Origin of the sequence: Nocardioides abyssi (assembly GCF_030412915.1) — a bacterium.
Lineage (GTDB): Bacteria > Actinomycetota > Actinomycetes > Propionibacteriales > Nocardioidaceae > Nocardioides > Nocardioides abyssi.
Genome location: NZ_JAUHJR010000008.1, coordinates 125,241 through 138,141, shown reverse-complemented (window position 1 = coordinate 138,141; position 12,901 = coordinate 125,241). Strand labels below are relative to the sequence as shown.

The window sequence follows — 12,901 nt, the reverse complement described above, 5'->3', positions numbered from 1 at the left end:
TGAGGCGCAGCGACGAAGCGAGCGCCGGCAACGAAGTAACCAGCAGGGCTTGGTGACGGAGGACCCCCGCCTGCGGACCGCGGTCCTGGTCTGGGGCGTCGGGCTCCTGGTCTACCTGCTGGCGGTCTTCCACCGCTCCTCGCTCGCGGTGGCCGGCCTGCTGGCCTCGGAGCGCTTCGACATCTCGGCGTCGCAGCTGGCGACGTTCACGATGCTCCAGCTGCTGGTGTACGCCGGCATGCAGGTGCCCGTCGGGCTGCTGGTGGACCGGTGGGGCTCGCGCAGCGTGCTGGCGGCGGGGCTGGCGGTGATGACGATCGGCCAGAGCGTGTTCGCCTTCGCCACGTCGTACGCCGTCGCGCTGGGCGCCCGTGCCTTCGTCGGCGTCGGTGACGCGCTGACCTTCATCTGCGTCATGCGGCTGGTCAACAGCTGGTTCCCGCGCCGGCGCATCCCGCTGTTCAGCCAGCTCACCGGCACGATCGGCCAGCTCGGCTCGGTGATCGCGGCGGTGCCGATGACCTGGGCGCTGCGCGACCTGGGCTGGACGAACGCCTACCTGACCGCCGCTGCCGTCGGGCCGGTGCTGATGGTCGCGCTGCTGCTCGTGCTGCGCGACAGCCCGAGGGCCCGCAACCTGCGGGGCGAGCCGATGTCGCTGGTCGCGGTGCGCCGCAGCCTGGCGGCGTCGTGGGCCGAGCCCGGGACCCGGCTGGGCTTCTGGATGCACTTCTCCACGCCGTTCAGCAGCAACATGCTCGGCCTGCTGTGGGGCTACCCGTTCTTCGTCCGCGGCGAGGGACTGTCCTCCGGCGAGGCCGGCGCGCTGCTGACGGTGATCGTCGCGGCGGCGATGACGGTCGGGCCGGTCCTCGGCTGGTTCGTCGGCGCCTACCCGTGGCAGCGGTCCTCGATGGTGCTGGCCGTGATCACGGCGCTGGCCGGTGCCTGGGCCGTGGTGCTGCTGTGGCCGGGGGAGGCGCCGTTCGCGGTGCTCGTCGGTCTCGCGGCCGTCGTCGGCATCGGTGGCCCGACCTGCATGATCGGCTTCGACGTCGGCCGGACGTCCAACCCGCCCGCGCGTCTCGCCAGCGCCACCGGGCTGATCAACCAGGGCGGCTTCATCGCGACCCTCGTGCTCGTCGTCGTCATCGGGCTCGTGCTCGACTGGCGGACCCCGACGGGCTCGGACTACACCGCGGACGCGTTCCGCTGGGCGATGGCGACCCAGTTCGCGTTGTGGGCGCTCGGCGGGTCGCAGGTCTGGCGGTTCCGTCGGCTGGCGCGGCGCGCCACGAGCCGGGAGCAGCTCGCGGCCTCGCTGCACTCGCCGACCTGATCGTCACCGGTACGACGCGGGCGGCCCTGGCGGGCTACCGGCTCGGCGAGCCGGACGAGACCCAGACGTGAGGCCGCTGGACGAGCGCGAGGTGCGGGCGTCGTTCGTCGACGCCAGCCGCGGCGAGGCGTCCCGGCTGCGGCGCAACCTGCTGACCTTCGTGCGCCGGGTCCGCGCGCGGCGCTGATGTCGGACGGAGGCTGGCTGGGTCAGCCGCCGACCTGCGCCAGCCAGGCCTGGTAGCCGCCGACGAGGTCGGTGGCGTGCGGCAGGCCCAGCCGCTGCAGCGTGGCCGCCGCGAGGCTCGAGCTGTAGCCCTCGTTGCAGACGACGACCACGCGACGCTCCGGGTCGTCGGCGACGGGCAGCCGGTGCGGGCTGGTGGGGTCCAGGCGCCACTCCAGCACGTTGCGGTCGACGACCAGCGCCCCCGGGAGCTCGCCGTCGCGCCGGCGCTGCTCGGCCGGCCGGGTGTCGACCACGAGCGCGCCCGCAGCGGCCGCGGCCGCGAGGTCGGCCGGCTCGACCCGGGCGAGGCCGGCCCGGGCCTCCTGGAGCAGCCTGCTGATCGCGGAGTCGTCGTCGGCGGCCATGGCCCGACAGTACGGTCCGCCAGTACGGTCCGGGGGTGGACGTCGAGCGGATCCGCGCGCACTGCCTGGCCAAGCCCGGCGCGTGGCCCGACGACCCCTGGGGCGAGGAGCACCCGGTGGTCAAGGTCGGCCCCGAGGGGCGGGCGAAGATCTTCGCGTTCCTGCGCGCCGACGGGGTCGGCGTCAAGGCCGGCATCCGCGAGGTCGCCGACGAGTGGCTCGACCGGCACCCCGGGAAGGCGCGGGTGATGGCCTACATCGGCCGCTCGGGGTGGAACGACCTGTCTTACGAGATCCCCGACGACGAGCTGCTCGAGGCGGTGGACGAGTCCTACCGGCTCGTCGTCGGGACGCTGCCGCGCAAGCACCGGCCCGACGGCTGGGACGCCTGAGCGGCCCGCCCGGTGGTCAGTCGCGCGGGGGGCGGGTGGCGTTGCGGGTGACGACCAGGCCGACGAGGCGGGCCACCACGAGCGCGACGTAGAGGACGCCGGCGACCATCTCGATCATCACCAACGACCGTGCGTGGGCGGCCACGGGGACGACGTCGGACAGGCCGACGCTGGTGAGCACGGAGAAGGACAGGTAGAGCAGCTCGAACCAGCTGCGGTGGTCCGCGGAGGTGGTGCCGATGAACGCGCCGTCCACGACGACCTGCACCGCGGCGTACAGGTAGGCGAACCCCCAGGCCACGACGGTGAAGGCCGCGCCGGTCGCGTAGAGCTCGTCGGTGGTGACCCGGTCGTCGTGGAAGAGGTAGCGGATCATCGCGTAGGAGACGTAGAAGTAGAAGGGCGCGTGCAGGCACGCCGAGACCAGGACGATCCAGTCGGTGTGCGGCCAGATCGCCTCGAGCACGGTGAAGACGATCGCCGGCAGGCCGAGGAACGCCGCTGACCAGTTCAGCGCCGGGGTGCGGCGCACGGCCCAGACCGCGATCGTCACGACGCCGATCTGGACCACGCCGATGACGGCCCGCCCGGCGGCGGAGTCCTGGAGGAAGGGGTAGACGAGCACCGCGACGAGCTGCACGCCGAGCAGCACGGCGGAGGGGTGCTGGCCCAGGACGCCGTGGACCCGCTGGTCGCGGGAGGCGTCGCGCGGGTGGAGGGCGCGGCGGGTCACGGGAGCAGGCCCCGCCCGCCCCGGCCGTCCCGGCCGCGCAGCGCCTTCGCCTGGCGGCGCTCGAGCCGCTCCAGCTCGGAGGCGATCAGCTCCTGGCGGGCGACGAGCGTGCGCACGAGGTGGAAGCCGGTCGCGGCCATCACGATGAGCGGCCAGGGGAAGGACGCCTCGAAGCCGTCCGGCCCGAAGGAGGTCGCCAGCCAGACCGCCCAGCAGATGAGGGAGGGGCCGATGAAGGCGAGCACCGCTGAGCGCCGGTCGGACTCCCACTCGCGCACGGCCATCCGGCGCAGCTCGTCGGGCCCCGCGGCCGCCAGCGCCGCCGTCTTTCCCCGCGAGGGCGCGGGGGAGGTCGGCACGAGGTCGTCGAGCAGCGGCCGCAGCTCGCCGAAGGTGCGGGTCGCGGCCAGCCTGGCGGCCCGCTGGTCGTGCTCCTCGCGGGTCAGCCTCCCGTCGGCGTACGCGTCGCCGAGCACGCGGAGCACGACCTCCCGGTCGGCGTCGCCGGCCCGCAGGCTCGCGTTGGCCTTGGCGCGCGGGTCGTGGGTGAAGGACGCCCAGGTGGCGGCGGGATCGGGCGGGCTCGGCACGTCGGCATCCTAGGCCGCCCGTTCGGTGGACGCCCGTTGCCCGAAACAAGAACACGTTCTACGGTGGGCCCCGCCGTCATCGATCTGGGGAGGTGGGGGGATGGCGTTCTCTGCTGTGTCCGTCATCCGCGGACCCGGTGAGCTGACCGCGATGGTCGTCGACGTCACCAAGCGCCTCTTCACCACCCCGTTCCAGCTGCGGGAGTTCATCGAGCAGGCCTGGTTCATCACCAGCGTGACGCTGATGCCGACGATCCTGGTCTCGGTGCCGTTCGGCGCGGTGATCTCGCTGCAGGTCGGCAACCTCACCGGACAGCTCGGCGCGCAGTCCTTCGCCGGCGCCTCCGCGGTCCTGGCGGTGGTGCGCGAAGCGGCGCCGATCGCCGCCGCCCTCATCATCGCGGGGGCGGCGGGCTCGGCGATCTGCTCGGACCTGGGCGCCCGCAAGATCCGCGAGGAGATCGACGCGATGGAGGTGCTGGGCGTCGACCCGATCGCCCGGCTCGTGGTGCCCCGCGTGATGGCCACCGTGTTCGTCGCGCTGATGATCAACGGCCTGGTGATCTCCGCCGGCATCGGCGGCGGCTACTTCTTCACCGTGATCATCCAGGACGGGTCGGCCGGGGCGTTCCTGTCCTCGTTCACCGCCCTGGCGAGCCTGCCCGACCTCTACATCTCGATGGTCAAGGCGGCGGTCTTCGGCTACCTCGCCGCGATCGTCGGCGCCTTCAAGGGGCTCAACGCCGGCGGCGGCCCCAGCGGCGTGGGCCGGGCGGTCAACGAGTCGGTGATCGTCGCCTTCATGCTGCTGTTCTTCCTCAACGCGATCATCACCGCGATCTACTTCCAGGTCGTCCCGCAGCAGGGGCTCTGAGGTGTCGGCGATCAGCGAGGTCGGGAGCGCCCTGCTCAAGGAGCGTCGCGCGCGCCTGGAGGAGTACGGCGACCAGCTGCTGTTCTACGTCAAGGCGCTCGCCTGGACGCCGCGGGCGATCCGCCGCTACCCCCGCGAGATCCTCAACACCCTCGCCGAGGTCTCCTTCGGCGTCGGCGGGCTGTCGGTCATCGCCGGCACCGTGGGCGTCATCGCGTTCCTGGCGTTCTTCGCCGGCACCGAGGTCGGCATCCAGGGCTACGCCTCGCTCAGCCAGCTCGGCGTCTCGAAGTTCACCGCCTTCATCTCCGCCTACTTCAACACCCGCGAGGTCGCCCCGCTGATCTCCGCGATCGCGCTGGCCGCGACCGTGGGCTGCGGCTACACCGCGCGCCTGGGCGCGATGCGGATCAGCGAGGAGATCGACGCCCTCGAGGTGATGGGCATCCCGTCGCTGCCGTTCCTGGTGACGACCCGCATGATCGCGGCGTTCATCGCGGTCATCCCGCTGTACGTCGTGGCGCTGAGCGCGTCGTACCTCTCGCCGCGCCTGATCACCACGATGGTCTACGGCCAGTCGGCCGGCACCTACGACCACTACTTCCTGCAGTTCCTGCCACCGATCGACATGCTGTGGTCGTTCTTCAAGCTGATCTTCCTGGCCGTGGCGATCATCCTCATCCACTGCTACTACGGCTACACCGCCTCGGGCGGCCCGGCCGGGGTCGGCATGGCCGTCGGCAAGGCGATCCGCACCAGCATCGTGACGACCGTCGTCGCCGACTTCTTCCTCAGCTTCGCGATCTGGGGCTCCACCACGACCGTGCGGATCACGGGGTAGCCGCGTGCTGGTCAACGTCCACCACGACACCCCCCGGGAGCACCGACGGCTGCTGGTCGCCGGCGTCGTGTTCCTGACCGTCATCGCGCTGCTGCTGTGGCTGTCGGTGGCGATCTACAACAAGGAGTTCGAGCGCTCGACGCGGATGACGCTCGAGGCCGACCGGGCCGGCCTGCAGCTCGCGGTCAACGGCGACGTGCGCTACCACGGCGTGCTGGTCGGGCGGATCGACTCGATCAGCCAGGACGGCGAGCAGGCGGTCGTCGACCTCGCCCTCCAGCCCGCGGCCGCGCGCGACATCCCGCGCAACGTGCGGGTCGAGATCCTGCCGACGACGCTGTTCGGGCAGAAGTTCGTCTCGCTCGTCGAGCCGGGCGAGCCGTCCGCGGAGCCGGTCGCCGACGGCGACGTGGTGCCCGCCGACCGGGTCGAGACCAACGTCGAGCTCAGCCGGATCCTGGCGAACCTCTTCCCGCTGCTGCGCTCGGTCAAGCCGGCCGAGCTCAACAGCACCCTCTACGCCCTGGCCTCCGCGCTCGCCGGCCGCGGCGAGCGGGTCGGCGCGCTGCTGGAGCGGCTCGACGGCTACACCGGCCGGCTGGCCGAGCGGCTGCCCACGCTCGAGCAGGACCTCGAGCTCATCGCCGACGTCTCGGGCATCTACGAGCGCGCGACCCCCGACGTGCTGCGCCTGCTGCGCAACGCCACCGTCTCGGCGCGCACGATCGCCGACCAGGAGGCCGAGCTCTCCTCCTTCATCGGCGACGTGACCGGCATGGCGGAGACGACCACCCGGGTGCTGGCCGAGAACGAGGACGGCATCATCCGCCTCGGTGAGCTCTCCCGGCCGCTGCTGCGGCTGCTGGACACCTACGCGCCGCAGTACCCCTGCCTGCTCGAGGGGCTCGACATCTACACCGCGAAGCTCGCCGAGATCTTCAAGAACGACCGCGTCAACCAGGTGCTCGAGCTCGGCTCGGTGCAGAAGCCGGCCTACGACGTCAACGACCGCCCGGAGTACGGCGAGGTCGGGCACGGGCCGTGGTGCGCGGGCCTCCCGCGGCCCGACGGCCCCAACAGCACGCCGCTGCGCGACGGCAGCGACCAGGACGAGATCGTCGGCTCGACGCTGCCGTTCCGGACCGTCGACCCGGCGTCGTACCGCAACCCCACCAAGGGGTACGCCGGCACCGTGCCCGAGCAGCGCCTGGTCAACGTGCTGCTGGCCAGCGAGGCGGGGCTGTCCTACCGCGACCTCGGCTCGCTCTCGGCGCTCCTCTACGGCCCGCAGGTCCGCGGGACGGTGGTGGAGCGATGAGCACCCGCAACACCACCACGATCCTCGCGGCGGTCAAACTCGGGATCTTCACCGTCGTCTCGGTGCTCGTCACCGGCCTGCTGGCGGTGATCATGGGCAACATCGGCTTCGGCGACAAGCGCACCGTGCACGCCGAGTTCACCAGCGCGAGCATGCTCCAGGAGGGCGACGACGTCCGGATCGCCGGCATCCCGGTCGGCGAGGTCAAGGAGATCGAGCTGCACGAGCGCAGCCGCGCGATGGTCACGTTCTCCGTGGCCGCCGACGTGCCGCTCACGACGACCAGCCGGGCGGAGATCCGCTACCTCAACGTCGTCGGCGACCGCTACCTGGCGCTGGAGGAGGGCCCGAGGGGCGGCGAGCGGCTCGACGACGACGCGACGATGCCGGTCAGCCGCACCGAGCCCGCGCTGGACCTGACCGCGCTCTACAACGGCTTCCAGCCGCTCTTCTCCGCGCTCGACCCGGCCGCGGTCAACGAGCTGTCGCAGAACATCATCGACGTCCTCCAGGGGGAGTCCGGCACCGTGCAGGGCCTGCTGGCGCGCACCGCGTCGCTCACCAACACCCTCGCCGACCGCGACGAGCTGATCGGCGAGGTCATCACCAACCTCGACGAGCTGCTCGGCACCGTCGACCGGCGGCGCACCCAGCTCTCCGAGCTGGTCACCGGACTGGAGGAGTGGATGGGCAACCTCGCCGAGGACCGCGACGTCATCGGCACCTCGGTGCAGAACCTCTCCGAGCTCACCGACACCGTCGCCGACCTGCTCACCCGGGCCCGGCCGCTGCTCGCCGAGGACGTCCGCGGACTGCGTCGCCTCGTCCGCACGCTGTCGAAGCAGGAGAACCTCGAGGTGCTCACCACCCTGCTCGACCGGCTGCCCGAGGCGATGACCGACCAGACCCGGATCGGCACCTACGGGTCTTGGTACAACTACTACCTCTGCGACTTCGAGGGCAGCATCAAGCTCCCCAAGATCCTCGGCATCGACCTCGGCTGGCTCGAGGACGCGCTCAACGACCTGTCCTTCCACAGCACCGCTCCGAGGTGCCAATGATGGGGGACCGGTAGTGGGCGCGCGGGGACGCAGCGACCGCCAGGTCATGCGCTTCGGCGCGGTGGCCCTGGTGGTGCTGCTCGTGGTGATGGCGGCGGCGTTCAACCTGCAGAAGTTCCCGGGCTTCCGGGGCGTCGGCTACCACGCCGAGCTGACCGACGCGAGCGGACTGCGGCCGGGCCACATGGTGCAGATCGCCGGCAAGCGCGTCGGCCGGGTCAACGCGATGTCGGTCGAGGACGGCCTCGTGGTCGTCGACTTCGAGCTCGACGCCGGCACCGAGCTGGGGCCGGAGAGCCGGGCGTCGGTGGAGGTGCTCAACCTGCTGGGGGAGAAGTACCTCGAGGTCGTCCCCAGCGACGAGGGCCAGCTCGAGGCCGGCGGCACCATCCCCGTCGAGCGCACCCAGTCGGCGTACGACATCGTCAACGTGCTCGGCGACCTGACCACCACCACCGAGTCCATCGACGACGAGCAGCTCGGCGAGGCGCTCGACGTCATCTCCGAGACCCTCGACGGCGCCGCGCCGGAGGTGCAGGACAGCTTCACCGGCCTGTCCCGGCTCTCGCGCACCATCGCGACCCGCGACGAGGACCTCGCCGGCCTGCTCGACCGGGCCGAGTCGGTCACCGGGCTGCTCGCCGACCGGCGCGGCGACCTGGTGCAGCTGATGGCCAGCAGCAGCCAGGTCTTCGACGAGCTCGACCGGCGCGAGGAGGCCATCCACGACCTCCTCGTCAACGCCCGCACGCTCGCGACCCAGCTGAAGGGGCTCGCCAAGGACAACGAGGACGAGATCGGCCCGGCGCTGCGCGACCTCCGCACGGTGACCACGATGCTGCGCGACCGGCGCGACAAGCTCAAGGAGACCGCCCAGGCCGTCGGGCCGTACGCCGACATCCTCGGCCACATCGTCGGCACGGGTCCGTGGTTCGACGCCTACCTGGTCAACCTGCTCGGCCTCGCCGGCGAGTTCGTCCCCGGACGGAGGAGCTGACCGTGCCACGGATCACGATGCGGGCCGCCGTCGCCCTGGTCGCCGCGCTGCTGCTCGTCGGCACCGTGCTGGTGCTCGTCGACGGCGACGGCGGCCAGAAGAAGGTCACCGCGCACTTCGCGCGGGCCGTGAGCGTCTTCGTCGGCACCGAGGTGCGCATCCTCGGCGTGCCCGTCGGCGAGGTGACCGCGGTGGTGCCGGAGGGCGAGTCGGTGCGGGTGGAGATGGTGTACGACGACACCTACGACGTGCCGAAGGACGCCCGGGCCGTCATCGTCACCCCGACCCTGGTCGCCGACCGGTTCGTCCAGCTGACCCCCGTCCACACCGAGGGGCCGGTCATGGCCGACGGCGCCGACATCCCGCTGGCGGAGACCGCGAGCCCGGTCGAGCTGGACCGGATCTACGAGAGCCTCTCGACCCTGGCCAACGCGCTCGGGCCCAACGGCGCCAACAAGGACGGGTCGCTCGACACGCTGCTGGCCTCGGGTGCCGAGGCGCTCGACGGGCAGGGGCGCACGGCCAACCAGCTCATCCGCGACCTGTCGGCCGCGGCCCAGACCTTCGGCGACAACAGCGGCGACCTCTTCGGCACCGTGAAGCAGCTGGACGCCTTTACCCGGACCCTGGCGCGCAACGACGGCCTCGTCGACGAGTTCATGGGCGACCTGGGCCGGGCCACCGAGCAGCTCTCGGGGGAGCGGCAGGAGCTCGGCGCCGCCCTGGAGGCCCTCGCCGGCGCGGTCGGCACGGTCGAGGCGTTCGTGAAGGACAACCGCAAGGCGCTGGTCGGCGAGGTCGAGGACCTCACCGACGTGCTCGACGTGCTGGTCTCGGAGCAGGAGTCCCTGACCCAGGCGATCGAGAAGGGTCCGCTGGGCCTGGGCAACCTGGCGCTCGGCTTCGACACCAAGACCGGCTCGCAGAACGCCCGGATCCAGGTCGGCCCCAACGTCGAGGACCTCGACGGCTTCCTGTGCGCCGTCGTCACCAACGCCGGTGTCCCTGCGGCGGGCACGGTCTGCAAGCTGCTCACGTCGCTCCTCGAGCCGCTCGGCCTCGCGCTCCCGCGCGGCCCGGCCCGCGCCGATGCCCCCGACACCCGGGTCCCGGGCGAGGCCGTCCCGGCCCAGGACCTGCGCCAGCTGCTCGGAGGTGGACCCCGATGAGGACCTCGATCACGGGCCTGACCAGGCGGGCCGCCGGCCTGGTCGCCCTCGCGGTGGCCGTCCCGCTGCTCGGGGCCTGTGACTTCGACGGCGCCTACGACCTGCCGCTGCCCGGCAGCCCGGTCAGCGGCGAGGAGACGTTCACGGTGACCGCGGAGTTCGACGACGTGCTCAACGTCGTGCCCCGCTCGCCGGTCATGGTGAGCGACGTCGTGGTCGGCGAGGTGGACGACGTCGAGCGGGACGGGTGGAACGCCGTCGTACGCCTCAAGATCCGCAGCGACATCGAGCTGCCCGACAACGCGGTCGCCGAGATCCGCCAGACCAGCCTGCTGGGGGAGAAGTACGTCGCCCTCGAGGAGCCCGCCGGCCGCGCGCGGGGCCGGCTGGAGGACGGCGACCGGCTCGACCTCGCCGACACCGGCCGCAACCCGGAGGTCGAGGAGGTCCTCGGCGCGCTGTCGTTCCTGCTCAGCGGTGGCGGCGTCGGCCAGATCAAGCAGATCAGCGACGAGGTCAACGACATGCTCTCCGGTCGCACCGACGACGTGAGGTCGCTGTTCAACCAGCTCGAGCAGCTGGTCGGCGGGCTCGACGAGCAGAAGGACGACATCGTCTCGGCGATGGAGTCGCTCGACAAGCTCGCCCGCACCCTCAACCGGGAGTCGCGCACCATCACCGACGCCATCGAGGCGACCGGCCCGGCGCTGGAGGTGCTCAACGAGCAGCACGACCAGCTCGTGGCGATGCTCGGCCAGCTCGACGAGCTCGGCGAGGTCGGCACCCGGGTCATCAACGGCACCAAGGAGAACCTCCTGGCCGACCTCGACCACCTGCGGCCGATCCTGCGCCGGCTCAACGAGACCGGCGACTCGCTGCCGCGCGGCCTCTCGCTGCTGATCAGCTTCCCGTTCCCCGAGCAGGCCAGCGAGATCGTCAAGGGCGACTACGCCAACGCGAAGTTCGCGCTCGACGTCTCGCTGGAGGGCATCACCCAGCTCATCGAGCAGCCCGGCGACGGCCCGTCGATCCCGCTGCCCGACATCCCCGGCCTGCCGGACCTGCCGGACATCCCGCTCCCGGACATCCCGGGCCTGCCGACGCTGCCGGGGCTCGGCCGCGCCGGCACCGACGGCTACACCCGTGACTCGTCGGTCGGCACCGGCGGCGGCCTCCTCGCCGAGGGGCTGGGCCGATGACGCGCGGGGTGAAGGTCCGGCTGGTGCTCTTCGTGGCGCTGGCGGCCATCGGCATCGTCTACGTGACCGGCACCTACCTCGGGCTCGTCGACCGGCTGCTCGGCCGCGGCCTGACGATCTCCGCGACGCTGCCCGACTCCGGCGGCCTGTTCGTGGGCAGCGAGGTGACCTACCGCGGCGTCAAGGTCGGCAAGGTCGCGGGGATGGACGTGACCCGCGAGGGGCTCGAGGCCGAGCTCGCGCTCGAGGAGGGCACGAAGATCCCGCTCGACGCGAAGGTGGAGGTGCACAACCTCTCCGCGGTCGGGGAGCAGTACCTCGACATCGTCCCCGAGGGCGGCGACGGGCCGTACGCCGAGGACGGCGCCGTCCTGGCCGGCGACGCCGACAGCCTGCCCGTGGGGGAGGACGAGCTGCTCGTCGACCTCGACCAGCTGGTCTCCTCGGTCGACCAGGGCAACCTCTCGACCGTCATCGAGGAGCTCGGTCTGGCCTTCGCCGACACCGCCGGCCCGCTGGAGCGGATGGTCGACAGCGGCTCCCGCTTCGTCGAGGCCGCGCTGGAGAACGAGGAGTCGACGTTCCGCCTGCTCGACAACGGCCGCACCGTGCTGCGCACCCAGCAGCGCCACCGCGAGGACATCCGCACCTTCGCCCGCTCGCTGGCCGACCTGACCGGAACGCTGAGGGGCAAGGACCCCGAGCTGCGCACCGTCCTGGAGGGCGGGGCCAGCGCGGTGCGCGAGGTGGACAGGCTGATGGCCGGCCTCGAGCCGACGATGCCGGTCTTCATCGGCAACCTGGTGACGCTCAACCAGATCGTCACCACCCGGCTCCCGGCCGTCGAGCAGCTGCTCGTGACGTTCCCCAAGATCGTCGCCAACGGCTTCACCGGCACCCCCGGTGACGGCTACGGCCACATCAACCTCCAGCTGGCGCAGAACCCTGGTCCGTGCCGGGAGGGCTTCAGGCCGAGCAACGAGTGGCGGCCGTCCTCCGACCTCACCGACGCCCCGATCTACCCGGCCACGTGCCTCTCGGGACCGCCGTACAACCAGCGCGGACCGAAGTACGCTCCCCGCTTCGGGGGCTCGACCAACCGGGTCGCGCCGGGCGCTACCCTCGCCGACGAACCGGCCGTGACCATCGGGAGCAAGGGCGGGCTGCAGGACGTGTTCGGCGAGGACTCCTGGCGCTGGATGCTCATCGGCCCGCAGGAGGGGATGTGAGTCCGCTGCGCCTGGACCAGGCTCGGACCTCGCGCTGGGGCGTGCTGACCGCCGTCCTGGCGGTGCTGGCGGTGGCCCTGACCGGGGCGATCGCCGTGACCGCGCTGCGCTCCGACGAGGGCCGCGACGCGTTCCGGGTCGCCGTGACCGGCAGTGCCGGCGGCGGCGACGAGGAGCTGACGCAGGCGCACCGCGACGTCGCCGAGGCGGCGCGACAGCTGACGCTCGCGTTCCTCGAGGTCGACCACCGCGACATGGAGCCGCTGACGGAGAAGGTGCTGTCGCTGGCCACCGGCGAGTTCGAGGAGCAGTACGCCGCGAACGTCGAGCAGCTCGTCGAGGCGGCCGAGCGCAACAAGTCCGTCAGCACCGGCACCGTCGTCGCCCTCGGTGTAGGCGACCTCGACGCCGACTCCGCGCTCGTCTACGTCGCCGCCGACAGCGAGGTCTCCAACGTGACCACCGACGGCACGTCGCAGCCGCGCTACTACCGGCTCCAGCTCGACATGGTCCGTGAGGGCGACGAGTGGCTGGCCTCCAACGTGCAGTTCGTGGGATGAGGGGGC

General features: G+C 72.0%; 14 protein-coding genes. 11 read left to right on the top strand and 3 right to left on the bottom strand.

Annotated elements, in window-relative coordinates:
- Positions 1-52 precede the first annotated feature (52 nt).
- Complete coding sequence (locus QWY29_RS16825; RefSeq protein WP_300962231.1) at positions 53-1,339, top strand: MFS transporter; 1,287 nt, start codon at positions 53-55, stop codon at positions 1,337-1,339.
- 209 nt (positions 1,340-1,548) lie between these two features.
- On the opposite strand, the gene QWY29_RS16820 is transcribed toward QWY29_RS16825, so the two are convergent.
- Positions 1,549-1,932 (bottom strand): rhodanese-like domain-containing protein, encoded by a 384-nt coding sequence (locus QWY29_RS16820; RefSeq protein ID WP_300962230.1) that lies wholly within the window; start codon positions 1,930-1,932, stop codon positions 1,549-1,551.
- Between the two features lie 35 nt (positions 1,933-1,967).
- Here QWY29_RS16820 and QWY29_RS16815 point away from each other — a divergent pair, with 35 nt between their 5' ends.
- On the top strand, positions 1,968-2,324 hold the full coding sequence (locus QWY29_RS16815; RefSeq protein WP_300962229.1) for an MmcQ/YjbR family DNA-binding protein: 357 nt from the start codon (positions 1,968-1,970) through the stop codon (positions 2,322-2,324).
- Between the two features lie 16 nt (positions 2,325-2,340).
- Here QWY29_RS16815 and QWY29_RS16810 read toward each other — a convergent pair whose 3' ends face one another.
- Positions 2,341-3,057, bottom strand: a complete 717-nt coding sequence (locus QWY29_RS16810; protein ID WP_300962228.1) for an ion channel — start codon at positions 3,055-3,057, stop codon at positions 2,341-2,343.
- Positions 3,054-3,647, bottom strand: coding sequence for a DUF1707 SHOCT-like domain-containing protein (locus QWY29_RS16805; RefSeq protein ID WP_300962227.1), 594 nt, complete (start codon positions 3,645-3,647; stop codon positions 3,054-3,056). The genes QWY29_RS16810 and QWY29_RS16805 overlap by 4 nt, the downstream gene beginning before the upstream one ends.
- 100 nt (positions 3,648-3,747) lie before the next feature.
- Between QWY29_RS16805 and QWY29_RS16800 the strand changes: the two genes are divergently transcribed.
- From QWY29_RS16800 to QWY29_RS16760, 9 genes are read left to right on the top strand one after another with little or no spacing between them, the layout of a single operon-like run.
- The gene (locus QWY29_RS16800; protein ID WP_300962226.1) at positions 3,748-4,521 is read left to right on the top strand and encodes an MlaE family ABC transporter permease; all 774 of its coding nucleotides are present in this window, start codon (positions 3,748-3,750) and stop codon (positions 4,519-4,521) included.
- 1 nt (position 4,522) lies between these two features.
- Positions 4,523-5,362, top strand: coding sequence for an MlaE family ABC transporter permease (locus tag QWY29_RS16795; protein WP_300962224.1), 840 nt, complete (start codon positions 4,523-4,525; stop codon positions 5,360-5,362).
- Between the two features lie 4 nt (positions 5,363-5,366).
- On the top strand, positions 5,367-6,680 hold the full coding sequence (locus QWY29_RS16790) for an MCE family protein (protein WP_300962223.1): 1,314 nt from the start codon (positions 5,367-5,369) through the stop codon (positions 6,678-6,680).
- Positions 6,677-7,741: an MCE family protein gene (locus QWY29_RS16785; protein WP_300962222.1), complete on the top strand. Its 1,065-nt coding sequence runs from the start codon at positions 6,677-6,679 to the stop codon at positions 7,739-7,741. Before QWY29_RS16790 ends, QWY29_RS16785 begins: the two co-directional genes overlap by 4 nt.
- Before the next feature lie 13 nt (positions 7,742-7,754).
- Positions 7,755-8,738 carry an MCE family protein gene (locus tag QWY29_RS16780; protein ID WP_300962220.1) on the top strand — a complete coding sequence of 328 codons (984 nt, stop codon included), beginning with the start codon at positions 7,755-7,757 and terminating at the stop codon, positions 8,736-8,738.
- 2 nt (positions 8,739-8,740) lie between these two features.
- Positions 8,741-9,907 (top strand): MCE family protein, encoded by a 1,167-nt coding sequence (locus tag QWY29_RS16775; protein WP_300962219.1) that lies wholly within the window; start codon positions 8,741-8,743, stop codon positions 9,905-9,907.
- A complete protein-coding gene (locus QWY29_RS16770; RefSeq protein ID WP_300962218.1) occupies positions 9,904-11,106 on the top strand; it encodes an MCE family protein in 1,203 nt (400 codons plus the stop codon). The genes QWY29_RS16775 and QWY29_RS16770 overlap by 4 nt, the downstream gene beginning before the upstream one ends.
- Complete coding sequence (locus tag QWY29_RS16765) at positions 11,103-12,335, top strand: MlaD family protein (protein ID WP_300962216.1); 1,233 nt, start codon at positions 11,103-11,105, stop codon at positions 12,333-12,335. The genes QWY29_RS16770 and QWY29_RS16765 overlap by 4 nt, the downstream gene beginning before the upstream one ends.
- Positions 12,332-12,895, top strand: a complete 564-nt coding sequence (locus QWY29_RS16760) for an Rv1363c family protein (RefSeq protein WP_300962215.1) — start codon at positions 12,332-12,334, stop codon at positions 12,893-12,895. Before QWY29_RS16765 ends, QWY29_RS16760 begins: the two co-directional genes overlap by 4 nt.
- Positions 12,896-12,901: the final 6 nt, after the last annotated feature.

Coding starts and splice junctions, on each gene's coding strand:
- QWY29_RS16785 (WP_300962222.1), top strand. CDS start 6,677: ATGAGCACCCGCAACACCACCACGATCCTCGCGGCGGTCAAACTCGGG.
- QWY29_RS16765 (WP_300962216.1), top strand. CDS start 11,103: ATGACGCGCGGGGTGAAGGTCCGGCTGGTGCTCTTCGTGGCGCTGGCG.
- QWY29_RS16770 (WP_300962218.1), top strand. CDS start 9,904: ATGAGGACCTCGATCACGGGCCTGACCAGGCGGGCCGCCGGCCTGGTC.
- QWY29_RS16820 (WP_300962230.1), bottom strand. CDS start 1,932: ATGGCCGCCGACGACGACTCCGCGATCAGCAGGCTGCTCCAGGAGGCC.
- QWY29_RS16800 (WP_300962226.1), top strand. CDS start 3,748: ATGGCGTTCTCTGCTGTGTCCGTCATCCGCGGACCCGGTGAGCTGACC.